Source organism: Pseudomonas sp. CIP-10, from assembly GCF_020911845.1.
Classification (GTDB): Bacteria; Pseudomonadota; Gammaproteobacteria; order Pseudomonadales; family Pseudomonadaceae; genus Aquipseudomonas; species Aquipseudomonas alloputida.
This window is the reverse complement of sequence record NZ_CP087160.1, coordinates 3577322-3602188: the sequence shown is the minus strand read 5'-3', so window position 1 is coordinate 3602188 and position 24867 is coordinate 3577322. Positions and strand designations below refer to the sequence as shown.

The window sequence follows — 24867 nt, the reverse complement described above, 5'->3', positions numbered from 1 at the left end:
CTCGGCTGTTGGAAGAGGTGGCGTGTGGCTTACTGCAGCGGTGAGAAACCGGTCGGGCGCAGCAGCCGCGATTGCAGGCGCAGTACCGCGCCCAGCTCGCGGTTGCGTCGCGAGAATTCCGCCCAGCGTGAGTCTGCCGCCATGGCTGCGCGGCGCGCCATGCGGTCGTCGAGGCTGGCATAGCCCCAGATGTGTACCACTTGGTTGACGTCGCCGAACTCGCTGGTGAAAAAGCCCACCAGGTTGCCCAGGTGTTCGCTCTGCACCTCGAGTGCGTGGCTTTGGTACAGGGCCAGCCAGTCGGCCATTTTCAATGGGTCGAGGGTGTAGGTTCTGAGTTCGTAGTACATGCCGGTTTCTCCGTAGGGGTAGCCGGCGCCTGCAGGCGCGCGGTGATGTGGTTGGCAGCAAGCCAGCCGAAGGTGAGGGCAGGGCCCAGGGTGATGCCGGGGCCGGGGTAGGTGCCCTTCATCAGTGAGTTCATGTCGTTGCCGACCGCATACAGCCCGGGAATGGGCAAACCGCTGCGGTTCAGCACGTTGGCATCGGCGTTGGTCACCAGGCCACGGGCTGAACCGAGGTCGCCGGTGTGAATGCGGATGGCATAGAACGGCCCCTTGGTCAGGGGTGCCAAGCATGGGTTGGGCGTATGTTGCGGGTCGCCCATGTAGCGGTTGTAACTGTTGCCGCCTTTGCCAAATGCGCGGTCGATGCCATTGCTGGCATCGCTGTTGAACTGTGCAAGTGTTTGCGCAAACACCTGTGGATCGACGCCGATGGCCAGGGCCAGTGCCTGCGATGTGGTGGCCCGATACAGGTAGCCTGCGTCGATCAACGCCTGGTTGTTGACGGGCTTGGGCCGCGCCAGGCCAAGCCCGTACCGGTTCATTGCTTCGGCATCGCAGACCAGCCAGCAGCTGGCAATGCCGTTGGCGAACATGGTGTGCACGAAGTGGTGGTAGGAGTCGGACTCGTTGACGAAGCGCCGCCCGGCTTGGTCTACCGCAATCACGCCCGGCTTGGCGCGGTCGGTGACCAGGTGCGGGAAGCGCTCACGTTCACCATCGGCATGACGCAGTTCGGAAACCGGTGCCCAGAAAAAGTTGGCCGCCAGGCTCTCGCCCTCGGCTGCTGCCACGGCCTGGGCAAGGCGCAGGGCGGCTCCATCGTTGGCCGGTGGTGACATGGTCAGGTGCGGCGCCTTTTGAGCAGGGCGGTAGCCGGCGGCCATTGCGCCTGCTGCGAATCCGCCCATGGCACACACCACGCCACCACGGGCCATTACCCGCTCACGGCGGCCCTCGCGCTGTACGACCACGCCCGTGATCACGCCGTGCTCGGCGATCAGCTCCACGGCTTCGCTGCGCAACCACAACTGCGTGCCGTGGGCGAAGGCGCTGGTGGCCAGGCGGGCGATCAATGCGTTGCCGGTGGTAAGCCGGGTGCCGCGTGGGTGCTGCAGGCGGTCGCGCGCGTAACGCGCCATCAGCTTCAGGCAATGCCACAGCGACCTGGGTGAGCGGCGAATGCTGAGGAAATGCTGGATATCCACCCGGTTGACCATCATGCCGCCGAACAGCAGCATGCCGGGCGGTGGCATCTGCAGGTCCTTGAAGCGTGTGCCCAGGTGCTTGCCGTCGTATTCGACCATTTCCAGCGCCCGGCCGAACTGAGTGGCGCCGGGTGCATCCGGGTAATAGTCGGGCGAGAGTGGGCGCAGGGCATAACGCAGTTCGGTGTTCTGCTCCAGCCAGCGCAGCGCTTGGTGGCCATGCTCGATGAAGGCATCGCCCAAGGCGGGATCGTAGCCGTCGCCGATGACCTGCTTGAGGTAGGTGCGCATTGCCTCGGGGGAGTCCTTGGCGCCGGCGTCACGGGCTTGGTCGGTGCCGTACAGCCACACCGCGCCGCCAGAAATCGCCGAGGTGCCGCCAAAGCGTTCGGCCTTTTCCACCACCAGCACCTTCAGCCCGCGGCGGGCCGCGGTGGCGGCAGCGGCAAAACCACCGGCACCGCTGCCCAGCACAACCAGGTCGAAGCTGTTGTGTGTGTGCTCCAGAGTCGTCATGGCTTCAGATCTCCAACGGTGTGACGCCCATGAAGGCGCCAAGGTGGCCCAGTTGGGCGAAGGCCATTTCCGGGCCAGTCTGGATCCTGCAACCTACTTGCCGCGCGCGGTTCAGCAGCGGGGTTATCTCGGGTGAGGTGACCACGTCGGCGACCAGGGTGTCTGGCTGCAGGGTAGCCAGCAGGGCGGCGGACAGCGGCAGCTCTGCGCGGGTGCCCATGCCGACTGGGGACGCGTTGGCCACCAGGTCGAAGTCTTCCAGCCCATTGAACTGTGTGCTGACCGTGAGCCCGGGGAAGCCGTTGCCGAGCAGTTCGCATACAGCACCCATGCGTGCTGTGCTGGGGTCGCTGAGGGTAATGCTGGCGATCCCTGCCTCAGCCAGTGCATAGGCAATGGCACTGCCAACACCGCCGCAACCGATCACCAGCGCCCGTTTGCCCGCCGGCTCGAAGCCATGCTTGTGCGCAGCGCCGAGGAAGCCGGCGCCGTCCACGTTGTCGCCCAGCAGGCGTCCGTCGCGCTCGCGACGTATCACATTGACCGAACCCAGGGCAGCTGCGCGCTCGCTCAGGCCGTCCACGCGGTTGGCCAGCGCCTGCTTGTAAGGCACGGTGACCACGCAACCGCGCAGGTTCTGCCAGCCACGCAGGGTATCCGCAAAGCTGTCCAGCGCCGCCTCGTGCAGGTCGAAGGGCAGCATGGCGAGGTTGCAGTTGTTGTGGTTGAACCAGGTGTTGAAGTTTTCCGGAGACTTCACCTGGGCGATGGGCGAACCGACGATGGCGACCAGTTCAGTGGAACCTCGAATCATGCTGACCTCCTTATTGGCGTTGTTATGGAGGCAAGGGTGAGGCAGAGGGACGCGTGCAACAATGCGTCAAGCGGCCACTTAATGCGATAATCGCAGTCATGATCCGGTTATCGCAGTAATCGGCTGTTTTTGTTCCTCTGGTAGCGAGTCGAATGCATGAACACACCCGCCATCCATCCCCGTGACTTGATCGCGGGCTTGCAGAAAGGCCTGGCGCTGATGCAACTGTTCAGCGCCGAGCAGCCGCGCCTGAGTGTGCCGCAGGCGGCCAGGTTATCTGGCCTTACGCCCAGCGCGGTGCGGCGGTTTCTGCTGACCTTGGTGCACGAGGGCTTTGCCGAAACTGACAGCCGGGAGTACTGGCTGACCCCCAAGGCCTTGCGCATCGGCCAGGCCTATGTGGACTCGGCGCAACTGCCGCGCATGCTGCGGCCGATTGTTGAACAGGTGGCGCGGCAGACCCAGGAGCACGTATCGGTGGGTACCCGCGATGGCGATGAGATCATTCATCTGGTGCGTAGCCGGTATAGCCATGTGGCGTCTTTGTCGATCAGGCCGGGCTCGCGGGTACCCATGTATTGCACGGCCGGCGGGCGTGTCTGGCTGGCCTGGCTGGATGAGGGGGAACGGGACGAATACTTTGCCCGTCAGCCGCTGCGGGCGTTGACGCCTTACACACTGACCGACCGGGCGCAGCTGGACGCTGAGCTGTTGCGCGTGAAGGGGCAGGGGTTCTGTATCGTTGATCAGGAATATGAAATCGGTATGCGGGTGCTGGGGGTGCCATTGCTGGGACGGGCCGGCCAGTTGAAAGCGACGCTGACCATCACGACTCATGCTTCGCGGTTGAGTATTGATGAGATACGGTTGCGGTATTTGCCGACCCTGTATGAGGCACAGGCGTTGCTTCGGCCAGTGCTGGATTGACGCAGACATGGCGCAGTCTACGGGCATGGCGCCATGCGTGTGAGAACGGGTCACCCAGAAAGGTGGCTTTGCTCGCCATTTGGGCCGCTGGACGGCCCAAACCTGTTGACTGGCAGGCTTCAGCATCCGGCTCGGTGGCCGGTAGTGGCTTTCAATCAATGAGCCAACCCTGGTCCCCCTCGATCAACGTCCCTCCATGACTGGTAGTGTCACCCTCCCTTGCTGCGGGGTGGCCCTCGATGATTGTGCAGGCAGCGCCGGTTTCGATAACGGCGCCACAACTGATGCGATCGCCGACACGAGCGACGGCCTTGCCATCCACAAATGTTGCATTTGCGCCGGTTTCCACAGTGCCTTCGCCATGGAGCGGGCAGCTATGACGATGGCCTACCAATACGATGGGTTTCATTTGCGCTTCTTTTTGCCGGGTTGAACGGGGGCTTCTTCGAAGGCTGCTGGTGGCGGTGGCGCTGCTCGGACGTTGAACAGGCGGCAGATGCCATACCAGCAGAGTGCGACGGAGAGGTTGTAGGGAAAAAGCACGGCCCAGAACGGCAATTGCCAGTTCTTTTTACCCTGCATTTCACCGGGCTCGCCGGTTCGCCAGGGGGCGTAGTGGCGCCAGGCTTCTGCCGGGGTCAGGCAGATGGCGTGCAGTGGCTTGTGCCACCAGTTGGGTTCACCGGGCGGGGGGAGTTTGTCCGGGCCGTGGTCCATGAAGTGGCGCAGGTATTCCCACACTTCGGCGACATGTTTGACGCCGGGTTCGGTGGGTTCGTTACTGTCGACCCAGAGGCAGTCTTTTTGATGCAGGCTGCCGTCTTCCCGGCGGGGGGCGAAGGCGAGGGCATAGCTGGTGCTGAATGATGAGCCGCCGTATTCCGTACGCTTAAAAATACCACCGCCGGTATTGCTCCACTCAAAGACCAGTACCTTGCTTAAACGTTGATAGTAGATTTTTTGGGTCGCCCGATTGAAGAAGAAGCTTGATAAGCGTTTTATGAAATATATTCGATAAATGAGGAAGGGTAGGAAAGTGAAAGGCATAAGCAAGAATCCAGTCGCTAATAATGGAGCGGTTTCGTACATGCGCCATATATCCCTGGATAGTAAATATGGGTAAAAGCCGGCAATTGACAGAACAGTTATCGCGCAATACAGCTTTCCCATGAAGACAGAGTCTGTGACCCATGGATTCCTTAAACATAAAATGGTGTCGGATAAGCTTAATAGTTGCCCTGTGATAGAGGGCTTGTGTCCAGAGTCTGACATTGAGTTGAATATCCAGATGGTTGCCATGATCAGCGTTCCAGACGAAAAATTGACAGGGTCTCAGCCATGGCCGGGAAGTCGCGGGTGCATGGCACGTTGGTGTAGTGCACCGTCAGGATGGGGACGCGTGAACTGCAGACAGGGCCTGGAGGTAGCGCTGCTGACGGAGGTGTCGCTCATGTACGCTTCCCTTTTTGGGTTGAATGCGCTGGGGCCTCCTCAAATGCTTCGGGAGGCGGTGGCGCTGCTCGGACGTTGAACAGGCGGCAGATCCCATACCAGCAGAGGGCGACGGAGAGGTTGTAGGGGAACAGCACGGCCCAGAACGGCAATTGCCAGTTCTTTTTGCCCTGCATTTCACCGGGCTCGCCGGTTCGCCAGGGGGCATAGTGGCGCCAGGCTTCTGCCGGGGTCAGGCAGATGGCGTGGAGTGGCTTGTGCCACCAGTTGGGTTCACCGGGCGGGGGGAGTTTGTCCGGGCCGTGGTCCATGAAGTGGCGCAGGTATTCCCACACTTCGGCGACATGTTTGACGCCGGGTTCGGTGGGTTCGTTACTGTCGACCCAGAGGCAGTCTTTTTGATGCAGGCTGCCGTCTTCCCGGCGGGGGGCGAAGGCGAGGGCATAGCTGGTGGTGAAGGAGGAGCCGCCGAATTCTGTGCGTTTGAAAATACCGCCTCTTGTGTTATTCCAATCAATAACCATGAGTGTGTTTATGCGTTTGTAATAGATTTTTTTGGTGGCTCTATTGAGGTATATTTCAGAAAGTTTTTTTATTAAGAAAACACGGTAAGCTAAGAATGGAGTAAAAATAAATGGTCCGAGGAGCTGTATTGCAATAAATACATATGCCCCTTCCTGTTGGTAATTGATTGAGTGGGTGAAAAATCCTGTGTAGGATACAATCGCGATGGCTAAAATCGTGGCGGTATACATCTTGGCCATGAAGACTGAGTCGGAAACCCATGGATTTCTGAGCTGCGCTAATGTAGTGGTTATTTTGCTGATCTGTCCGTGGATTTTTGGTTGGATATAAGTGTTTTGGTGTGGACTAAATAACCATGTTGTGGCCACAGTGCTACCTCTCGACATGAAGGGTTGAGGTTGAATGAGTATTGGCGGATAAACCTTGGTTTGGTAGAAAATTTATTAATAGAGTGCCGCTTTTTGCTCTGGCTCTATCGATTCTGTAATGTAAAACAAGGCCTGCGCAAGTTAAGTGGCAGGTCGGCTCAGTCTTTGAGGGGGTTGCCTTGCTGTCGAAGTCCAAGGTGCTTAAGGTGCCATGCCATAAGCTCTGCCCTATAATGAAGTCTTTTAGGAGTACGGTTAGTTCAATGGTGGCCATGCCCTCGTCTACATGGCTATGGATGATTGTTGCCCAATCTGGTGTTGGCCACTGATTGTTGATAATCAATCGTGTAGTAAGCCCTTCAAGATTTAGGCGTGCTGTTTGTTCAGCAGTCAGAGCAATGGGAGCGTAGATCTGAGTATGCCAGGCTTCAAGCTCTTCGTTGATATTGGTGAAGCTGGGGAGAAGTTTCTGGTGGTCTAACTTAATCCCAGAACGGATTTCGCCATCGTTCTCTCTTGTGCCAAAAATACTTCTGCTTGCCCAAAGCTCTATCGGAGTATGGAGGCGCTCATGTGCTTTAGCGTGTAGGTAAAGCCCACCGACAAGCACGATAGCACCGACAAGCACGAGACCCGCAGCAGCCCAGCCTGCGAAGGGGATTAAAGATGTTGGGCCAGAAATCGCGAGGCTAGCTTCCAGTATAAGAGCGGATCCAGCGGCAGATGTGAATCCACCAGCAGCAGTATACGCACCTGATAGAGCCCCCCCATTTCGGGACTGTCGATACCCTTTTAATATGTCTGAGGTTAGTCCAAGGATAATCGCCGGGTAGCCAGAGGCGCGGGCGAATAAATTGCTACTTAAGTGCTTTACTATGCCATTTCCAAACGCCATTCCTGGCGCCGTAGAACTGAACTTGATGACTACGGCTTTATGCGTGGCCCGCACGCTAACCAGCGTCACTACCGCCGCGCCGATCACCCCGAAGACTGATGAAGCAAACCCCATCGTGTATTCCGGTGCGTCACTCTGCTGCAGGTTGCTGTACGCCGTCTTCAGCGAGATCACGTTGAACCACAGCATCCCCGCGTTTAAACCACCTCCACCGCCCGAGGTGAGCAACCCAAGGAAGTTGGGTTTCACCCGTGCAGTGGTGGTCAGCTCGATGGACACCGTGCGGCTTCCTGATATGCGCAACGCTTTCATCTCTTCAACCTGCGCCATGCCGCTCTTCAAATACCGCTGCACCTCCTGGCTAAAGGGATTTTCCGTAACGGCCTGCTCGGTGATGCGATAGCGCGCCGCCAACAACCCCAGCGCTTTCTCGGCATTGGCCTCGCGCGCTGCCAGCAACACTTGCTGGCGCAGGCCATGGCTGGCATCCCAACGGGTCTGGCCACGCAGGCGCTTGAGCACCACGGCATTGACCGACTGTGCGGTGAGGTCGGTGATGTCCGCCATGGCCGGGAAGCGACCGGCGAGCCCTTCGATCACGTTGTCGCTGGCGCCGAACATGGCGCCGATCGAATCGGCTTTATCCTTGAACGGGTTGAACGGCGCCAAGGCGGTGTAAAGCGGGCTGTCGTGCTGGTCCAGCCATTGCTCCAGGCGTTTGAAGCGTCGGTCATGATCTTCGGTGCCGGGTGTCGGCTGGCCCATCGGGTGAATCAGCAAGGCCAGTGAGATTTCCAGACCGCGGGCGGAGGTGCGTTCGTCGCGGTCGTAACAGGCCAGTGCCGCAGCCAGGCTGTAGGGATTATCAATGTGTTGGGGTTCGGCCGTCGCCAGCCAGGCGTCATGATCGTTGCTGGCTTGCAAGGCCAGGTTGCGCAGGGCGGCAATCCGCCGTTCCAGCGCGTCGCGTTCGGCGAGGAAGCGCCGGTATTTGTCGACATCGAGGCGCTGTGCCAGGCGTGCGCCATTGGGGGAGTAATCTTCATGGGTGAGGGCCTGGAAATGGGACTCGGCCGGCGACAGGGCAGGCCCCCGGCGTGACGTGCCCAGCCTGAACGCGGCCAGTTCCGGTGAAGGTGCATCTGCCGGGTACAGGCTTTCCAGCGTCTTGTTCAGCAGCATGGCGACCAGGTTGCGATGGTGAAAGTCGCGGCTCTGCGGGCTGAGCTGTTCGGCATCCAGCCGGTAGCATGCCGGCACGCGCTCCTGCTCGGGAGGTTGGGCGGGTCTTGTGTGCTCCAGTTGCTCGGCCGGCATCAGGTCACGCAGTTGATGCTGGTAGGCCGAGACCGACAGGCTCAGGTCCAGGGCCATGCCTTCGGCGTCGGCGAGCGCCACCACCACTGGTACTTTCGGCTGGGTCCAGGGGTAGTGGCGGGCGATGGCATTGAGGTTGCCGATGGGCAAGGTTTCGGTGACCGGGTCGCTGCTCCAGGTCAGCGGCATGCGCCGCTCGGTTGGCTTGAAGTCTTCGACCCAGGTTTGCAGGGCACTGACTGGCAACACATGGGGCTGGGTGGACGGCGCCGGGTTGCCGCTGACCAGCTCGGCCATGTCCAGCTGGCGCATGTGCCGTTTGCGCAGGGCTGCCGAACCGGTGATACGGGCGGTGATGGCGTTGGTCCACAGGTGCGGGCTGTAGCCGATCCACACTTCCTTGGCCGTGTCCTGGCAGGTGTCGGCCCATACCCAGCCGATGCTCTGGCCAGACAGGTAGCGCTCACGGCGGTGGTAGTCCTCCAGCCCTTGGTAGCGCATCTCCTTGTAGAGGCCCGCGCCGACGTGCTCATGAATGACCAGCTTTTCGCCCAGAGGGCCTTTCATGAACACGTAGACATAGCCTGGGCGCACAGCGCGGAGGGTGTAGGCCGAGTGCTGCAGCGGGGCAAAGCCTTGTTCCAGGTTGAAGCCTGCATCGGCATAGCGGCAGGCGGGGGCGTCGCCGGTGCGGGGTACGATGGCGTAGCGCACTGGCAGGATGGGCACGCGTGCGCTGCAGGCAGGGCCGGAGGTGGCGCTGCTGACGGAGGCATTGGTCATGCGAGCTCCTTGCTCAGAGAGACAGTCTTTTCGAACCAGAGACGCACTGCGGCAACTTTCAGTACTGACAATACTGAAATGCCGTTATTCATACTGTGCTGGATTTCAGGCCCGACTCTATGCTGTAAGAAGTTTCCTACTTACTTGCTAAGATGCGCGGGCGATCAAGTATCTGGAATTCAAGTGAAAGACAATGCCTCGATCGCTGCTTTTGGGTCGAGGCTGAAAGTGTAAGATTTTATTTGAATGTATATATTGTGTTTGCGCAATATCGTGTGAAAAGTTGCAGTGTTTTTGTAGGAAGTTTCGTACTTTGAGATTGTTATATGTTCAGTTTTTGCACTTGGCCATCACTACCTGGCAAGTCCTGGGCGTGCCTCCCGAGCGGCTGGCATAACGCACGCAGTTATTCAGGGATTTCTGTCGCGCAATGCTCAATGTATTGCCCCAGGCCAGGCCGCCTTCCCCGGTAGTGGGGACGGCCTTGGCAAAGCAGTTGGAGCCCACTGCAGGCGTGGCGTAGCGTGCCTTGCTGGCGTTGCTGGAGCAGCCGGCGAGAGCCAGGCTGAGGCCGAGCAGGGTGGCCAGGGCCCAGTACGCGTTTGGTCTGCTCATGTATTCCCCTTCTGCGCTTGGCAGCAAATGCCTTGCAGGATATTTCATTACAGCGAAGCGGTGAACTATCAGGGCGTCAAGGGGCTCCTTTGCTAAGCGCACCCCGCGCTTACCTGATGGCGCAAGACCATCAGCCCTGGGTCACTGAATGAAAAGGAGGCACCGTGACCGCACCTGATCAAACCCTTTACCGCTGTACGCCCAGCCCGCTGCATGCCCTGCTGCTGGCGGGCAGCGTACCGTTGTTCCTTGGTGCGCTGCTGAGCGATATCGCCTACTACAACAGCTACCAGATTCAGTGGAGCAACTTCGCCGCCTGGCTGATCGCCGGTGCCCTGGTGTTCTGTGGGCTGGCTCTGTTGTTCGCGCTGGCCAACCTGATCCGCGCCGAGCGCAAGGGCGGGCGCGCTACGCTGTACTTCGTGCTGCTGCTGGTGACTTGGGGGCTTGGGCTGATCAATGCCTTTGAGCATGCCAAGGACGCCTGGGCGGTGATGCCCTCTGGGTTGGTGTTGTCGGTCATCGTGACAGTGCTCGCGGTGGTGGCCGCCTGGGCCGGTTTGAGCAACCTGCGTTCAGGAGGTGTGGCATGAAGCCTTTGCATGCATTTAGCCTGTTGGGCGTGGCGCTATTGCTGAGTGCCTGTGGTGGCGACGGCGAGCCGACCCAGGCCCATGGCCCGGACCCGAAGCTGCCGGAGCCTCAGCGCGGCTTGCTGCCGAGCATGAAGATTGCGCAACCGGCTGCCTGGGGCGAACTGAAACCGACCGTGCCGGAGGGCTTCAGTGTCACCGCCATCGCCACCAACTTGAAAATCCCGCGCCAGAGCCTGGTGCTGCCCAATGGCGACATTCTGGTGGCTGAGGGCCGGGGAGGCAGCGCGGCCAAGCTCAAGCCCAAGGATGTGATCGCCAGCCAGATCAAGGCCAAGGGCAATACCCAGGTCAAGGGTGGCAACCGCCTGACCTTGCTGCGCGATGCTGATGGCGATGGCAACTACGAGGTACAGGCCGTGTTTGCGGATAACCTCAACGCACCGTACGGCCTGGCCTATGCCAACGGCAAGCTGTATGTAGCCAACCAGGATGCGCTGGTGCGCTTTGACTACAAGGAAGGCCAGACCCAGGCCGACGGCCCGCCAACCAAGGTCACCGACCTGCCGGCCGAAATCAACCACCATTGGACCAAGGCGCTGACCATCAGCCCGGATGGCCGCTTCTTGTATGTGGGTATCGGCTCGAACAGCAATATCACCGAGCGCGGCCTGGAGGTGGAGATCGATCGGGCCATGGTCTGGCAGGTCGATGCCGAGACCGGCGCACACCGGCCCTATGCCACCGGCTTGCGTAACCCGACGGCATTGACCATCCAGCCGCAGACCGGGCAGTTGTGGACGGTGGTCAACGAGCGGGATGAGCTGGGCCCCGACCTGGTGCCGGACTACCTCACTTCGGTACGTGAAGGGGGCTTCTATGGTTGGCCTTACAGCTACTGGGGCCAGCATGTGGATGAGCGGGTGCGGCCGCAGAACCCGGACAAGGTGGCGGCGGCGATCAAGCCGGACTACAGCCTGGGTTCGCATGTGGCCGCACTGGGTGTGGACTTCTCGACCTCGGCAATGGGCGAGCGCTTTGCCGACGGTGTGTTCGTGGGCGAGCACGGCAGCTGGAACCGGCCCAACCCGGTAGGTTACAAGGTGATTTTCGTGCCGTTCAGCAATGGCAAGCCTGCTGGGGAGCCGATCGACTTCGCCACGGGCTTTCGCGGTGAGGATGGCAAGACCCGGGGGCGACCGGTTGGGGTGACGGTGGACCCGCGGGGAGCGTTGATCATTGCCGATGACCTGGCGAATACGGTGTGGCGGGTGACGCGTAATCGCTGAATGCTATCTGATCAAATCGTCAAAGCTTGCTGGCGATGGGCCGCAGAGCGGCCCAATTGCTGACTGACAGGCATTGCGCGTGGGTCAGAAGCGGTAGTTGAAGCTGGCTTCCAGTGTGCGCGGTGCCCCTGGGGTGATCAGGTCGACCGAGCCATGTGCCGAGGCATAGTAGTCACGGTCGAACACGTTCTTCAGGCGCAGCGCGGCATCCCACTGCGGCACGCTGTACAGCAGCGCGGCGTCGAAGGTGGTATAGCCTGGCATCACCACCACATTGTCGAGCGCTGTGTAGCGTTCGTCGACGTAGTTGGCTCCGGCGGCCACACGCCACTCTGGTGTCAGGGTACGTACCAACCAGACGTTGGCGCTGTTGCGCGGCGTCAGGGTAGGGGTCTGGCCTTCGTTCGCCACGCCATTGGTCTTGCTGTTGGACTTGGTGATTTCGGCGTCCAGGTAAGCGTAACCGGCATAGATCTGCCACTTGTCGGTGAGATGCCCGCTGACGGTGGCTTCAAAGCCATCGGTACGCTGTTCGCCAGCCAATACGGTCAGGTTGGGGTTGGCCGGGTCGGCAGTCTTCATGTTGGTGCGCTCAAGGCGGAACACTGCGGCGGTCAGTGACAGGCGGCTGTCGAGCAGGTCCCATTTGGCGCCGATTTCATAGTTGGTGGTTTCTTCCGGCTCCAGGTGCTGGTTGCTCGGGCTCACCGCGAACACTTCGCCCGAAGGCTGATAGCTGCGGCTAACCGACACGTAGTAGGACTGGATGGCGTCTGGCTGGTAGACCAGACCCGCACGCGGGCTCCAGGTCTTGTCGGTACGATCCAGGTCGATGTTTTGCACGCGGTCGTCGTCGTACTCCTGGCCAAAGATGTCATAACGCACACCGACCAATGCCTTCCAGTGCGCGTTCAGCTCGATCATGTCCTGCACGTACAGACCGGTGGTCTGCTGGAAGTTGGTGCCCTTGGACGACAGGTTGGCGGCATGTTCCGGTACCGGCACCAAGGCATCACGGTACACCGGTACCTGGGCCACGTTGGTCTGGCTCAGCACGCGCTGGTACTTGTCCTGAAAGCCTGCTTCCACGCCGTACAACAGGTTGTGCTGCATGCCGGCCAGTTGCGCTTGTTGCTTGAGCTCCGTCTGGTTGATCACACCGTACTCATCGCGGGCGACGTTGCCGCGGTTGAGCTTGATCAGCAGTTCACCGTCGGGCGCGGTGACGAAGCGCGTCGGGCTGCTGTCGGCCAAGGTGTTGTTGCGGTCCAGGTCGTAGCGGTAGTAACGGCTGGTGTTGGTCAGGGTGAAGTTGTCGTTGATGCGGTAGTCCAGGCTGGCTGTAAGCGAGAACACCTCGCTGCGGGCGTAATCCTGGTCCGCATCGCCAGAGCCAAAGCGCTTGTCGCGGTCCACGTCCACCGGGCGGTTGCCCAGGGCCGGGATGCCGAAGTCGATCAGGCGCTTGTCATACAGGTAGGTGGCGCCCAGGTTCAGTTCCAGGTCGTCCGAGAGACGGAAGTAGGCCGACGGTGCGATGGCCTTGCGGTCGATGTAGCCATCATCGCGGAAGGTGTCACTGTCTTCGAAGGCACCGGTCACGCGGTAGGCCTGGTTGCTTTGCGGGTCGGCCCAGCCGGTGTCGAACTGGGTTCGGCGTTTGCCTTCGCTGTCGACGTTCATGCCGACTTCGCGCTTGGGCGTGAAGCTTGGTTTTTTGCTGATGCTGTTGATCAGCCCGCCCGAGGAGCCACGGCCATACAGCACCGCGGCCGGGCCCTTGATCACCTCGACACGCTCGATGTTGGACAGGTCGCGAAAGTACAGGGCGTCGTCACGCACGCCGTCTATGTACATGTCGCCAATGGCGCTGAAGCCACGGATGGTCACCTGATCGCGTTGGCCGTCGCCGTTGGACAGGCCGATGCCGGGCACGTTCTTCAGCACGTCTTCCATGGACTGTGCGCCTTGGTCCTTGATCACGCTTTCGGGAACGACGTTGACGGTTTGCGGGATATCGCGCAGCGGCGCGTCGATCTTCATGGCGCTGCGGCTTTCACTGGCCTTGTAGCTTTGCTGCTCATAGACGCTGGTGACGGCGGTGGCGGGCAGGGCGAGGCTACTTTGCGTATCGGTTTGGGCGGCAGCGTGGACAGCAGGCACAACGAGCAGGCCCAGCATGGAAATGGATGCTGGGGCAACAGACCTTTTTGCCATTACAGGCGACTCTTTGTTGTTATCGGGGTCACGAATAGTAATGATTTGCAAATGTAAAGCAAGTGTAAAGAATTCGTATTAGCTATAACAGTGATCTTTGCGACGAAACGTGTCGCCACCCGGGAGGGCCGGCAAGGCGGCAGGTAATGGCTATGCTTGTTAGCGCGTGAGCCTTTCACGCGCCTATTCGGACTTGATCACAGGGAAGCACGCCTATGAACCCCATTCGTACTCTCGCTCGTGCTGTAGCCCTTGCCACGCTGGCCTCTGCTGCCAGCTTCACGGTACAGGCTGCCGGTATCCCCATCGGGAGCGAGGCGCTGGAAAGCCATGTCACCACACAGGTAACGGCTATCGACCTGGCCACCCGACAAGTCACGGTGAAAGGCCCTGACGAGAAGAAGGATGTGACGTTCCAGCTGACCGAAAAGGCCAAAGCGCTGCCCAACCTGAAAGTCGGTGACCAAGTCGACATCTACGTGACACGCGCCGTGGCCTATGTGCTCAATCCGGAAGTGGGTGGGGCGCCGAAAGCGACTGAAGAGTCCGGTACCATTCGTGCAACCGAGCAAAACCCCAACCCGGGCGGCGAGGCGTTCCGCCAGGTCAAGGTTACCTCTCAGATCAAGAAGATCGACCTCAAGACGCATGAGGTGAGCTTGTTGCCACCGGAGGGCAAGCTGCAGGTGGTCAAGGTCGAGAACCCAGACCTGCAGAAACGCATGAAGAACCTCAAGGTTGGCCAGACGGTTGACGCGATCTACACCGAAGTGCTGCGCGTCGAAACCTCGCGCTGACCTCGGCCGTTGCTGACCTCGGTTGCCCCCGGGGTCGCATGCGGGGCGCGGGTGCGTGCGGTCAACAAGCGAATCAGCGGCGATGCGATGAAGGTACTGATGATGGCCATGATTACCAGCAGCGTGAAGTACTCCTTGGGCAGCACGCCCAGGTCATAGCCAACGTTCAGTACCACCAACTCCATCAGCGCCCTGGTGTTCATGCATACACCGATCAATGCCGAATCGCGGTGATTTTCGCCCAGAAGGCGGCTAGCCCCATAAGCACCGAAGAATTTGCTGGCGAAGGCCACCAGGCAGATCAACAGGCAGTTCCACAGAGCGGTGTTGCCCTCAAGGGCGCCAATATCGGTGCGCAGGCCCGTATAGGCAAAGAAGATCGGCAGGAAGAACGCATTGACCACGCCGCTGACCTTGGCATTCCACTGTTCGACGAAGGTGCGCTGGGTATGCAGCGCTACGCCAAGTATGAAACCGCCGATGATCGAAAATACCCCGATCAGGTTGGTCACTGTCGCACTGGTCAACAGAATGATCAGCATCAGCGATATCCCTTGGGTCGACAACGGCCGGCGCTGCAGGTCGCCGATTATCCAGCGCAGGACCAGTGGCCGTATCAGGGCGATCACGACGACGAAGAACAACGCTAGCGCCAGCAACCTCGCCAGAGAGGTCCAGGGGTTGAACTGCGAGGCGATCAACGAAGTGACGCCGCCCAGGATCAGCCAGCCGCATACATCGTCGATTGCTGCCGCGCCAATGGTGAGCGTGGCGACCCGAGAGCGGGATAGGCCAAGCTCCATGAATATCCGTCCCAGGATGGGCAGTGCGGTGATCGACAGTGCCGTGGCAAAGAACAACTGGAAGGCTAGCAGTGAGGGTTTGTCCCCGCTGATCTGCTGCCAGAAGTACTCGGCAGTGAGCATGCCGCTGGCAAATGGCACCAGCAGCCCTCCCATGCTGATGACGATGACCGAACGCTTGCGGCCCTTGAGGTGTGTGCCGAACTCGAACTCAAGGCCGACCTGGAACATCAGCAGGATCAGGCCGATCTGCGCGGTGACCACGAAGGCGGTGGCCGTTTGCGGTACGAACAGCGCGGCCAGTTGCTCGGGGAAGAAATACCCCAGCAGGCTCGGACCGAGCACCAGCCCGGCAAGGATTTCGCCGGCGACCGGCGTCTGGCCCAGGCTGCGGGTGCTGAACCAGGCGATCAGCCGCGAGACGCTGAAGATCACGATGAGTTGCAGCAGAAACATCAGGGTCAGGTGCTCCGCCTGGGAACCTACGGCTGACTGGGCCTGGGGTGCCGGCGTGAGTTGCACGGTACTGGCATGAATGGCGTTGGACATGATGAAGTCCCGAAAATAAAGAGTCAGATAGGCGGTGCGAGCCAGCCACCGAATGCATGTTCCAGGGCCAGGGCTGCGTTCAGCAGCCGGTGCTCTTGCCCTGGGCCGGCGACCAGTTGCACGGAAACCGGGCAACCTTGGTCAAGGCGTCCCATGGGGACCGTCAGCGCTGGCAGCCCGAGTACGTTGAACAATGCGGTGTAGCCGATATCGCCCGGATAGCGCAGGGCATGGCCATGTTTGGGGGAGATGCCGGGGAGCACCGGTAGTGCCAGCAAGCTGTTGCCCGCCAGGCGTTCGGCCAATGCCTGTTGCAGGGCATCTCGTTTCGACAGCTGACGCGTAAGCCCGGGGCTGCCCAGGAATTCGCCCAGGCTGTCGAGTACGGTAGCCAGCCAGGGCCCGGTGGCATGCAAGGGTTTACCGGCCAGGGCCAGGCAGGCCTGGGTCAGGTGCGCCACAGGTTGGCCATCGCCGAGGATATCGGCCAGGCGAGCGCCGGCTTCCTTCTTCAGCACGGCCAGCCAGATGGCGAATGCGTCGTCCAGTGCCTGAGGGTACCAGCGTTCGACCTGGGTGCCTTGTAATTGAAAGTGGTGCGCCAGGTCCTCCAGTGCCTGGGTCACTGCCGGGGATACCCGGCTGCCCCAGCTCAGGCGGTCTGGCTGGCACAGGTATAGGTGCTGCAATGCACCGGGCGCCTGGCAATGCTGGTAGTGGTCGACAATGTTGCGATCGCGCTGGTCGGGGCCAGCGATGATTTCCAGCAGAACGGGCAGGTCTTCGGCATGTCGGCATAACGGGCCCACGGTGAAATGCCGGGCGATACCCAGTGCATGCGGCTGCCCCAGACCGCGCTCGTCAAGGGGCAGATGCCCGGTCAATGGCACCAGCCCCCGTGATGGCTTGAGGCCGAAGATGCCATTGCAGGCCGCCGGGATACGCACCGAGCCGCCACCATCGGTGCCCAGCGCGAAAGGTACGCAAGCACTGGACACCAGCACGGCATCACCACCACTGCTGCCACCGGCGCTGCGCCCCTGCCGGTAAGGGCTGCCGGTGCAACCATAGACCGGGTTATCAGTTTCAGGCCAGAGCGCCATCTCGGCCTGGTTGCCCAGTGCCACCGGAATGGCGCCAGCCTCGATCAGGCGCTGCGCGGCAGTGGCGGTAAAACGCGCAACCTGTTGCTGGCGAAGGCGCGAGCCGCAGGTTTTCGGTGCACCGGCCAGCCCCAGGCCTTCCTTGAAACTGAAGGGCACGCCATGCAGGCGGCCCAGCGTAACCCCTTGGTCACGTTGGCGCTCGGCAACCTCGGCGGCCCGCCGTGCCTGGTCGTACAACGCCACTGCCACGGCGTTGCAGCGTTGTTGTATGGCCTGGCAGCGGCCGATGCTGTCCTCGACCAGGGCGACCGGTGACAGCGTGCCATCGCGCACCCCCGCAGCCAGGCGCACACCGCTCTGGGCGAGCAGTTCGTGGTCGGCCGTCATCTTGGGCAAGGCCATCAGTGTTTGGCCAGGTCGAGGAAACCACCGTCGCTGCCGAATGGCGATTTGAGCAGTTCGGGGGCTTCGCCGTACTTGTAGAACAACGAGGGCATCAGCCTTAGGCTGGTTGCCCGGCCGAGGTCCTGCAGGGTGCCCAGGCTGTGCCGCGCCAGCAACTTCAGGTGGCGTGGTGCCAAGCTCCAGCGCACCATGCGCATCAGGCGCAGGCGCAGCATTGCCGAGCGCAGGAAGTAGCTGGCGGCGTAACGCGGGCGAGCCTGGTTGTCGGCCTTGTACAGGGCGAAGTTGATGGTGCGCGAGTACAGGTTGGGGATCATCTGTGGGCTAATGCCCGGGTTGGAGCGGCGCACTTCGCGCAGCAGGCAGGCGAATGGCAGCGGCGATGGCTGTAAGTCACGTGTGTAGCGTGGCAGCAGGTCGGCGAACTGCTGCGCCTGGTGGCCGTCGAGGAAGTCGCCACTGACGTACATCGGCAGCACCACATGGAAGTACGCCATGTTGGCGAACAACAGCGTCCAGCCCATCAGGAACGGGTCGTCCATCACCTCGTACCATTTGCTCCAGGTGTCCTGCAGTGCGAGCTGCGCCTGGATGTGCGACTCCAGGCAACTGACGTAGCCCGGGGTGAGGGTACCCTGGATATCCTTTTCGATCATCGCAGCCACCTGCGGGATCTGCTGGGCCACGTAGGCCAGCCCTGCGCTGTTGGCTGGGTCGAAGGTGAATGCCGCGTCACCGATCAGGAACCAGCCATCGGTGGAGTAGTACTGGTTGGCTTCGTACATGTAGTTGTACATGGCGTGCTGGTCGACCACTTCGCCCGAGGCCATCAACTCGGTGATCACCGGATGATCGGCCATGACCCGCTCCTTGAACGCCTCCAAAGTGCCGATCCGCTCGTTGACCATGTCGGGCCGGTAGGTGATGCCGATGCTGATCATGTCGGCACCGTCGTCACTGCGCATGGGGATGAGCCAGATCCAGTAGCCTTTGCCGTAGAAATGGTGGGTGACGTAGTAGGGGTCGTAGCAGTGATGCTTGTCCTTGTGGGTGTTGATGTTGTGCAGAATGCTGCGGTCGAACTGGCGCAGGCGGAACCAGAAGGTACTGCGCTGGTAGGTTGGCTCCTTGTGCAGCTTGAGCTTCTTTGCCATGAAGCGATTGCGGCCTGTGGCATCCACCACCCAGTCGGCATCCAGCTGCCAGCTCTGCGCCTCGTTGCGCAGGGTCAGGCGATGGCGGGTGTGCTCACCTTCATGCAGGTCCACCGCAGCCACGTCAGCCTCTATCAGTTGCACCTGCTGCCCGGCGACGATGGCACGCAGGTCTTTGTCGAAACTGAACCGGTTAAGGTTGTAGGCTGGCATGCGGATAACCCCGGGGGCCTCGTGGACCACGTAGTTGCGGCATTCCGGGTTGTTGCGTAGCTTCAGGTAATAGGTCAGGCCGTACTTGTGGTAGTGCTTCTCTTCGAGCAGGCTGCCCAGGCCTATGCCTTTGAAAAAGTGCGTAGTGAGTTCGACCGTCGACTCGCCGACGATCGGCCGCTTGCGGTCCGGACGGCCGATTAGCGTCACTTCCACGCCCGGCAGGCGTTTGCGCAGGTACAGGGCAGCCAGGTGGCCGGCCACGCCGGCACCCATGATAGCAATACGTTTCATGTCATCTGTCCGTGATGAGGTGAGGCACCGGGCAGGCCGGTGCCGGGGAGTGAGTCCTAGTGGCTGGCGGCTTCGATCAAGGCCTGCGGTTCGGCACGTTCGGAGTAGTCGACATTGACGAATGCATGGCGAATGCGGCCATCCTGGCCGATGATGAAAGCGCTGGCCATCGGCAGGCTGAGATCGTCGCAGTCGTTCAGTGCCTTGAGGTCGGCGCCGAGTGCCCGATACACCGCTTCCAGCTCTGGCTCCAGCTCGAAGACGATGCCGTACTGGCGCGCCAGCTGGTTGCCCGGGTCGCTCAGCAGTTGGTAGCGCACGCCCAGGGATTCGCGGGTTTTCAGGGTGGCAGCGCGGCTCTGGGCAGAGACGGCGACCAGCGTGGCACCGCTGGCGGCCAGATCGCTTGCCATCTGCTGGTATTCGCTGAGCGTTACATTGCAGAACGGGCACCACAGGCCGCGGTAAAACACCAGTACCAATGGACCGCGTGCCAGCAGGGCCCGCAGGTCCACGGCCTTGCCATCGGCATCCTCCAGCACGGCCAGCGGGGCGTTGTCGCCGGCTTTGAGCACGTGCTCCTCAGGGTGTCTTGCGATAAGGGCTTGCAACGAGGCGCCAAATTTTTCCAGCACCTCGGTGGGCAGTTGGGCCATCTGCTGTTTGACAGCGTTGAGTTTTTCCTTGAGTGACATGCTTGTTTCCTTGTGGTGGTTCACTGGGGCAGGCTTCGGGTAGCCCGGGTCTGGATGCGCTGCGAGGCCTTGCAGGCCGGGGGATGGCGCTGAAACAGCTGAAGTACCCAGTCGGCGCGGGTCTTGCTGGCATCGTTGAGCCAATTGGCGACCGAGTCCTGGGCGTATTTCTCGGCTTCGGCCAGTAGCGGTACCAGTAACGGCTCGGCCACTTCTGGTTGTTGCTTGAGCGCGGCAATGTGCTCGCACCAAACGCCGCGCGGGCGCAGGATCTCGATGCAGAACCGACGGACCAGTGGGTCTGCATCGCCCGTATGGCGGCCGAGTAGCGCCAGGGCCGCTTCAAGGTGCTGGGCCAGGCGCGGTCGCAGGGCGATCCAGGCCCATTCACGCACACCGAAGTGCTCATCGCGGGCAAAGCGAAACTGCGCCAGCAGGGCATCTTCCGCTGGCAGCGAGCGTGACAGGAACGCCTGGGCAAACGCCGCCCAGCTGCGCACGGTATCGGATGGGTGCGTGCAGCATTGCTCGAACACCTGCTGGCGCAAAGACTCGGGGGCCTGCTCCAGCCACTTGCCCAACGCCAGGCCAATGGCCGCCACTTTTTTTGACAGGCCCAGTGCCTGGGCCTGGTCCGCACTGGCAGCGAGGTGCTCTACCAACGTTGAGGGCAGTTGGCCTGTCAAGGCGTTGACCAGGGCGGCTTGATCCACCGCCAGGCATTCGGCCAGGTTGCGGGTTGGCAGTTGGCCAAGGTCGATCAGGGATTTTCGGTCGCTCATTGCAGAGGTTCCATGGCGGAGGAATGGCATCCGGTGGCCGGGGCTGGTGGGCAGTAACGCCCTGGTGCGAGCAGGTGCTGCGGGTCCAGGGCGTGCTTGAGGCGCTGCCCAAGCTGCCAGGCAGGCGCCTGCGTATCGGTCAGCAGGTGCATGAAGGCCAGAGGCAGGCGATAGGGCAGTACACCTTGCTGTTTGCCGCTGTTGAACAAGTCCCGGTAACAGTCCTCTGCGCGGGCCGTGGCCTTTTCATCGTTGCGATCGAAGAGCAGTGGCAAGGTGCAGTCGATTGCCCGGCCAGACAACGTGGTGAGGGTGACCGGGCAGGGGAGGCGGTGGGTCTGGCACACATGCTCCATGTGCCTGACGAATGTTGCCACCTGCTGGCTACGCAAAGGCAGGATCGGTGCGTACCAGATCAGGCCGCAGTTGTCCCGTGCCGGGTCGAGCAGGGCGCCTGCCTGCGGCCGTGCTCCGGCGACATAGGCCAGCGGCAGCGCCACCTGATTGGGTCGGCCTTCCATCAGTTCCATACCCAAGTGCAGTTTGTCCAGCATGACCCGCCAGCGCCTGGACCAGGCACCTGGCAGCAGACGCAGGGCTTGGCTTGCCCATGCCAGCTGGCGCTGGCTGCGGAACAGATAGCGGCTGCTGAAACGACGCAGTTCGGTACGGATAATGCCCTTCAGCGAGGCCAGTTGCGCCTGTTCGCAGTAAATCGAGCCCACCCCCATCCAGGCAGGCAGGGCCAGCGACCTAGCAGCGGTGTCGCGCTCAGCCTGGTTTAGCTGGGTCAGGGGGCGCGCGTCATAGGCCATGCCCAGCAGGCGTGTGCTGTTCATCAGGTTGATGCCGCCCACCTGGCTGCCGCAACGGTCAAGAATGCGTTTCACCCCGTCCAGTGCTGCAGGTAACTGTGCCGCGGAGTCGACCCAGAAATAGAACGGTTGCACGACTTGCGGGCGTCGGACCAAGGCAATCGACATTTGCGTCACCACGCCTAGGCCGCTCTGGCCGAACAGGCCATCAAGGTAAGGCCCGACTCCCCACTTGAAACACGGGGTGGTGCCAGGCGCCCACATGGGCGAGCGGTAGCGCTGACCATCGGGCAGGATGGCCTCAAGGCCCATCACGGCCTGCCAGTGGTCTGTTACCGGCGTGATGCCGAACCCTCGCTCCAGCGCATTGGCCAGCACACTGCACGTGGGCCCGGCGCCGGTGACCGGGGTGAGGAAGGGCAGGTCGCGGCTGGCCAGGTAGTCGGCCAGTGCCGCCTGGGTCACGCCAGGCTCGAGGGTGACCACAGCCAGCGCTTCGTCAAAGGCGAGAATCTTGTCCATGCGCGACAGGTCGAGTTGGACGCAGTGGCTATTCGTAGTCGCCATGCCACCGTAGCCCCAGTTGTTGCCGGTGCTGGCAGGTTGCAGCGCAACGTTGTGCTGGCGGGCAATGGCCAGGCAGGCCGCCACCTCTTCGCTGTTGGCGGGCCTGAGACGGGCGCAGGCATGGGCGGGCGAGCGCATTGTGTCCTGGCGCAACCTGGCGAGCGTCGTGGCATCCGTCTGCACGTGGAAGTCGCCCAGCAATGTGCGCCACGCCGTCAGGGCGGCTTGCAGGCGCTGCGGCTCAGAACGCACTCGCCATCCCCCCCATGCCGAGGAACAGGCGCAACTGATCGACATCAGCCTGGCGGCTACGCGGCAAGCAGCGGTAGCGGCGGCGGAACTCGTCCTTCATTGCCGCCACGCAGCGCCGCTTGGGAGTGCGGACAACCATCATCAATGGGCTGACGGCGGTGCTGTAGACCTTGGCACATGGGCCCAGATAGCTGGCGGCAAGGGTCTGGAACTCTTCCCGTGAGAACGCCGCCAGCAGCGAGTTGCGGTAGTCGAGCAGGGTAGCCTGGTCGGCACCGTCGCTGGCGCGGCTGACGAAGTAGTCCACCGATTCCACCGACTTGAGCCTGCCGAAATCATTCAGGTAGATGGCCCGATCATTGCGCAACACGCGCGCGATGTTGCGGAACGTCGCTTCCAGCTGAGAGAGGTCTGCCAGGTGATGCAGGGCCATGGACGAAATCACTACATCGACGCTACGGTCGGCGATACCGGCCAGGCGCGTCATGTCTTCTTCGCGCAGTTCGACGTTGTCGATGCCCTGCTGGCGGATCGATTCACGGCCCACCTCGAGCATGCTGGCGGACAGGTCGGCACCGATGAACTCGGCCCGCGGGTTCAGCCGGGCCAACTGCAGCAATAGGCTGGCAGGGCCACAACCGATATCCAGTACGACATCACCGGGTTTGATCAGGGCGCACATCTGTGCGCAGTGGTACAAGTAGGTGCCGGACAGCGCCTGGCCCTGGCCGGCACTGTCGGCGTAGGCACTGACGCAAGTTTCGTCGACCATCACCAGGTCGGGCTCAGGTGTACGTACAAACGGTTGCCTGAGGGTGATTTCCCTGTAGATCGCGCGCAGCAATCCTGTGTCCATGAACTTGTCCTCCATGAAAGTCGTGTGGGTTTGGAACGCGGGGCGGGCTGCTCAGTCCAGTTGCAGAGCCCGTCGCACCCGCGGCGAAAGGTGGTGCGGCGAGGTGCCACAACGTGCCATGTGGGTGAGGACGTCGTCGGCACTCCAGCGAGCCTGTGCGGCGGGCAGCTGGATATGTGGGTAATGGCGCGAGCAAAAAAAGTCGAACAGGTCGGTACACGTCTGGTCGACCGTAAATTTCAGGCCTGGCGCACTGTAGGCCTTGGCGAACACATCCCGCGCCCGGGCTAGATTCACGGCCAGCGGCAGCGACAGGGCATTGTTGAGTTTGGTATAGGCCTGTACCGGGCCGATGGGCGAGAAGAACAGTACATTGCGGTAGAAGCTGGCGGCGCGCGGGTGCACGGCGATCACCAAGGTGCTCACCTTACGGTGGTCAATGGCCCATCGAAACATGGCGTTGTACAGCATCAGTGGCACGCCCTTGCCCTTGTAGCGGCTACATACCGCCAAGGTCCCGACTTCGGCCACGCGCACACCGCCCAGGCGCTGTAGCACAGCCTCGTTGATGTGCACATCCTCCAGTGGAAGGCCCAGTGCCGAGTCTTCGATCAGCGACACGGTGCCAACCACTCGCCCGTCTTTCAGTGCCACGAAGGTGGTAGTGCCCGGTAGCAGGTGAAACGGCGAAAACCGCATGCCCGCACGGCACACGGTGGCGATGCCGCGGCGTGCATAGCTCTCGTTGACCAGACGCAGGGCCTGCTCGAGTTCGAACAGGTTCTGCACCGGGCGAAAGCTGAAACCCTCGATGGCCAGTGGCTGTCTGGCAAGGCGGCGGATGAACAGGCGCCGGTAAAGGGCCGCTGGCAGGCAGGCCTCGAGCCAAGGTTGGCGACGACTTAACTGGTCGTGTTCGCTATGTACCCGGGGCTTCCTGCCAAGCCGGGCCAATACGCTCTGATTCTGCAACATCATCCACCTCCATGTGGTCTTGCGGGTGTGCCTTGGGTTCAGTGCTTGTCCGGTGGCAGTGCCAGGGCAGGACTGGCCGAGAGTGCCTGTAGCGTGGCGGACAGGGCATCACGTTGCGCGTTGTCCAGTGACTGCATGATCGTGCCGATCCAGTCGGTGTGTTCGGCGAAAACGGCGTCGAGTACCGCTATGCCTGCCGAGGTAAGGCTGATGCTCAGCTTGCGCCGGTCATGGGCGTCCTTGCGGCGCTTGATAAAGCCATCACCCTGCAGGCCGTCGAGCAGGCCGGTCACGGTGCCTGAGGTGATTGCCAGGCGCGTCGCCAGCTCCAGCGGTGCCAGGCGGCCGCCTGCACCTTGCAAGGTCAGGAGGATTGCGAACCGCCCTTCCGACAGGTTATGGCGGGCCAACCGTGCGGCGCATACCCGGTTGATGGCCGCTGCAGCGGACAGCAGTTCGAAACACAGGCGCACGTTCTGCCTGGCGTCAGCGGGGGCCTCGGCCAGTGCATCGAGCATGATGTGATGCTTGTTCTCAAGAGTATTCATAAGGCGCAGTTTATCTTGGTGCCTTAGTAAGTCAACAGCACAGATGTTTCAGGGTGAAGACAGCAGCGCACGTCGGATGGAAGGGATGTATCACTATGCAGGGTACGAATAGTTCAAGTGCAGGATTTTGATTTCTATCAGTACTAGCGATTGCACCATCATGGTGACGATCGTGACTTTGGATGAGGACTGC

General features: G+C 61.4%; 22 protein-coding genes. 4 read left to right on the top strand and 18 right to left on the bottom strand.

The genetic code is table 11. The features are described from left to right. Positions 1-29 precede the first annotated feature (29 nt). Genes LMH93_RS16330 through LMH93_RS16320 form a run of 3 tightly spaced genes read right to left on the bottom strand, consistent with a single transcriptional unit; the run spans position 30 to position 2882 of the window. Positions 30-350 carry an NIPSNAP family protein gene (locus LMH93_RS16330; RefSeq protein ID WP_003250862.1) on the bottom strand — a complete coding sequence of 107 codons (321 nt, stop codon included), beginning with the start codon at positions 348-350 and terminating at the stop codon, positions 30-32. Continuing rightward, positions 311-2068, bottom strand: a complete 1758-nt coding sequence (locus LMH93_RS16325) for an FAD-dependent oxidoreductase (protein ID WP_108190718.1) — start codon at positions 2066-2068, stop codon at positions 311-313. The genes LMH93_RS16330 and LMH93_RS16325 overlap by 40 nt, the downstream gene beginning before the upstream one ends. A 4-nt stretch (positions 2069-2072) precedes the next feature. Further along, complete coding sequence (locus LMH93_RS16320; RefSeq protein ID WP_070095737.1) at positions 2073-2882, bottom strand: shikimate dehydrogenase family protein; 810 nt, start codon at positions 2880-2882, stop codon at positions 2073-2075. Between the two features lie 156 nt (positions 2883-3038). On the opposite strand from LMH93_RS16320, the gene LMH93_RS16315 reads away from it, so the two are divergent. Next, complete coding sequence (locus LMH93_RS16315; RefSeq protein ID WP_003250869.1) at positions 3039-3809, top strand: IclR family transcriptional regulator; 771 nt, start codon at positions 3039-3041, stop codon at positions 3807-3809. Between the two features lie 151 nt (positions 3810-3960). Here LMH93_RS16315 and LMH93_RS16310 read toward each other — a convergent pair whose 3' ends face one another. The 5 genes from LMH93_RS16310 to LMH93_RS16290 form a co-directional block, all read right to left on the bottom strand. Further along, positions 3961-4218, bottom strand: a complete 258-nt coding sequence (locus LMH93_RS16310) for a PAAR domain-containing protein (protein WP_003250871.1) — start codon at positions 4216-4218, stop codon at positions 3961-3963. Then, positions 4215-5108 (bottom strand): DUF6708 domain-containing protein, encoded by an 894-nt coding sequence (locus tag LMH93_RS16305; protein WP_230064374.1) that lies wholly within the window; start codon positions 5106-5108, stop codon positions 4215-4217. Before LMH93_RS16305 ends, LMH93_RS16310 begins: the two co-directional genes overlap by 4 nt. Before the next feature lie 149 nt (positions 5109-5257). Further along, on the bottom strand, positions 5258-6154 hold the full coding sequence (locus tag LMH93_RS16300; protein ID WP_108190723.1) for a DUF6708 domain-containing protein: 897 nt from the start codon (positions 6152-6154) through the stop codon (positions 5258-5260). Between the two features lie 4 nt (positions 6155-6158). Next, positions 6159-9149, bottom strand: a complete 2991-nt coding sequence (locus LMH93_RS16295) for a T6SS effector BTH_I2691 family protein (protein ID WP_230064373.1) — start codon at positions 9147-9149, stop codon at positions 6159-6161. Between the two features lie 330 nt (positions 9150-9479). Next, positions 9480-9764: a hypothetical protein gene (locus tag LMH93_RS16290; RefSeq protein ID WP_003247660.1), complete on the bottom strand. Its 285-nt coding sequence runs from the start codon at positions 9762-9764 to the stop codon at positions 9480-9482. 164 nt (positions 9765-9928) lie between these two features. Between LMH93_RS16290 and LMH93_RS16285 the strand changes: the two genes are divergently transcribed. After that, a complete protein-coding gene (locus LMH93_RS16285) occupies positions 9929-10357 on the top strand; it encodes a DUF2231 domain-containing protein (RefSeq protein WP_180689803.1) in 429 nt (142 codons plus the stop codon). Continuing rightward, the gene (locus LMH93_RS16280; protein ID WP_144000193.1) at positions 10354-11646 is read left to right on the top strand and encodes a PQQ-dependent sugar dehydrogenase; all 1293 of its coding nucleotides are present in this window, start codon (positions 10354-10356) and stop codon (positions 11644-11646) included. The genes LMH93_RS16285 and LMH93_RS16280 overlap by 4 nt, the downstream gene beginning before the upstream one ends. Positions 11647-11730: 84 nt before the next feature. Here LMH93_RS16280 and LMH93_RS16275 read toward each other — a convergent pair whose 3' ends face one another. Beyond that, a complete protein-coding gene (locus LMH93_RS16275; RefSeq protein ID WP_185280231.1) occupies positions 11731-13863 on the bottom strand; it encodes a TonB-dependent receptor in 2133 nt (710 codons plus the stop codon). Positions 13864-14078: 215 nt separating this feature from the next. Between LMH93_RS16275 and LMH93_RS16270 the strand changes: the two genes are divergently transcribed. Continuing rightward, positions 14079-14660, top strand: coding sequence for a hypothetical protein (locus LMH93_RS16270; protein ID WP_003247673.1), 582 nt, complete (start codon positions 14079-14081; stop codon positions 14658-14660). Here the strand turns inward: LMH93_RS16270 and LMH93_RS16265 are convergent. From LMH93_RS16265 to LMH93_RS16225, 9 genes are read right to left on the bottom strand one after another with little or no spacing between them, the layout of a single operon-like run. After that, complete coding sequence (locus LMH93_RS16265) at positions 14624-16012, bottom strand: cation:proton antiporter (protein WP_185280232.1); 1389 nt, start codon at positions 16010-16012, stop codon at positions 14624-14626. The two genes, LMH93_RS16270 and LMH93_RS16265, sit on opposite strands and share 37 nt — an antisense overlap. Before the next feature lie 23 nt (positions 16013-16035). Then, positions 16036-17520, bottom strand: coding sequence for an amidase (locus LMH93_RS16260; RefSeq protein ID WP_108079077.1), 1485 nt, complete (start codon positions 17518-17520; stop codon positions 16036-16038). After that, positions 17520-19184, bottom strand: coding sequence for an NAD(P)/FAD-dependent oxidoreductase (locus LMH93_RS16255; protein ID WP_047603911.1), 1665 nt, complete (start codon positions 19182-19184; stop codon positions 17520-17522). Before LMH93_RS16255 ends, LMH93_RS16260 begins: the two co-directional genes overlap by 1 nt. A gap of 56 nt (positions 19185-19240) precedes the next feature. Next, positions 19241-19879, bottom strand: coding sequence for a peroxiredoxin-like family protein (locus LMH93_RS16250; RefSeq protein ID WP_019751887.1), 639 nt, complete (start codon positions 19877-19879; stop codon positions 19241-19243). A 20-nt stretch (positions 19880-19899) separates the two neighbouring features. Next, positions 19900-20661 (bottom strand): hypothetical protein, encoded by a 762-nt coding sequence (locus LMH93_RS16245; protein WP_230064372.1) that lies wholly within the window; start codon positions 20659-20661, stop codon positions 19900-19902. Next, on the bottom strand, positions 20658-22295 hold the full coding sequence (locus LMH93_RS16240) for an FAD-binding oxidoreductase (RefSeq protein WP_230064371.1): 1638 nt from the start codon (positions 22293-22295) through the stop codon (positions 20658-20660). The genes LMH93_RS16245 and LMH93_RS16240 overlap by 4 nt, the downstream gene beginning before the upstream one ends. After that, positions 22285-23151: a class I SAM-dependent methyltransferase gene (locus tag LMH93_RS16235; protein ID WP_070095744.1), complete on the bottom strand. Its 867-nt coding sequence runs from the start codon at positions 23149-23151 to the stop codon at positions 22285-22287. Before LMH93_RS16235 ends, LMH93_RS16240 begins: the two co-directional genes overlap by 11 nt. 51 nt (positions 23152-23202) lie before the next feature. Continuing rightward, entirely contained in the window at positions 23203-24126 is a 924-nt protein-coding gene (locus LMH93_RS16230; protein ID WP_019751883.1) for a GNAT family N-acetyltransferase, read from the bottom strand. Positions 24127-24164: 38 nt separating this feature from the next. Then, positions 24165-24674 (bottom strand): MarR family winged helix-turn-helix transcriptional regulator, encoded by a 510-nt coding sequence (locus LMH93_RS16225; protein ID WP_003247680.1) that lies wholly within the window; start codon positions 24672-24674, stop codon positions 24165-24167. Between the last annotated feature and the right edge of the window lie 193 nt (positions 24675-24867).

Coding starts and splice junctions, on each gene's coding strand:
- LMH93_RS16235 (WP_070095744.1), bottom strand. CDS start 23,151: ATGGACACAGGATTGCTGCGCGCGATCTACAGGGAAATCACCCTCAGG.
- LMH93_RS16245 (WP_230064372.1), bottom strand. CDS start 20,661: ATGAGCGACCGAAAATCCCTGATCGACCTTGGCCAACTGCCAACCCGC.
- LMH93_RS16265 (WP_185280232.1), bottom strand. CDS start 16,012: ATGTCCAACGCCATTCATGCCAGTACCGTGCAACTCACGCCGGCACCC.
- LMH93_RS16225 (WP_003247680.1), bottom strand. CDS start 24,674: ATGAATACTCTTGAGAACAAGCATCACATCATGCTCGATGCACTGGCC.
- LMH93_RS16310 (WP_003250871.1), bottom strand. CDS start 4,218: ATGAAACCCATCGTATTGGTAGGCCATCGTCATAGCTGCCCGCTCCAT.
- LMH93_RS16290 (WP_003247660.1), bottom strand. CDS start 9,764: ATGAGCAGACCAAACGCGTACTGGGCCCTGGCCACCCTGCTCGGCCTC.
- LMH93_RS16250 (WP_019751887.1), bottom strand. CDS start 19,879: ATGTCACTCAAGGAAAAACTCAACGCTGTCAAACAGCAGATGGCCCAA.
- LMH93_RS16255 (WP_047603911.1), bottom strand. CDS start 19,184: ATGAAACGTATTGCTATCATGGGTGCCGGCGTGGCCGGCCACCTGGCT.
- LMH93_RS16325 (WP_108190718.1), bottom strand. CDS start 2,068: ATGACGACTCTGGAGCACACACACAACAGCTTCGACCTGGTTGTGCTG.
- LMH93_RS16315 (WP_003250869.1), top strand. CDS start 3,039: ATGAACACACCCGCCATCCATCCCCGTGACTTGATCGCGGGCTTGCAG.
- LMH93_RS16330 (WP_003250862.1), bottom strand. CDS start 350: ATGTACTACGAACTCAGAACCTACACCCTCGACCCATTGAAAATGGCC.
- LMH93_RS16230 (WP_019751883.1), bottom strand. CDS start 24,126: ATGTTGCAGAATCAGAGCGTATTGGCCCGGCTTGGCAGGAAGCCCCGG.
- LMH93_RS16295 (WP_230064373.1), bottom strand. CDS start 9,149: ATGACCAATGCCTCCGTCAGCAGCGCCACCTCCGGCCCTGCCTGCAGC.
- LMH93_RS16305 (WP_230064374.1), bottom strand. CDS start 5,108: ATGGCAACCATCTGGATATTCAACTCAATGTCAGACTCTGGACACAAG.
- LMH93_RS16270 (WP_003247673.1), top strand. CDS start 14,079: ATGAACCCCATTCGTACTCTCGCTCGTGCTGTAGCCCTTGCCACGCTG.
- LMH93_RS16280 (WP_144000193.1), top strand. CDS start 10,354: ATGAAGCCTTTGCATGCATTTAGCCTGTTGGGCGTGGCGCTATTGCTG.
- LMH93_RS16275 (WP_185280231.1), bottom strand. CDS start 13,863: ATGGCAAAAAGGTCTGTTGCCCCAGCATCCATTTCCATGCTGGGCCTG.
- LMH93_RS16260 (WP_108079077.1), bottom strand. CDS start 17,520: ATGGCCTTGCCCAAGATGACGGCCGACCACGAACTGCTCGCCCAGAGC.
- LMH93_RS16320 (WP_070095737.1), bottom strand. CDS start 2,882: ATGATTCGAGGTTCCACTGAACTGGTCGCCATCGTCGGTTCGCCCATC.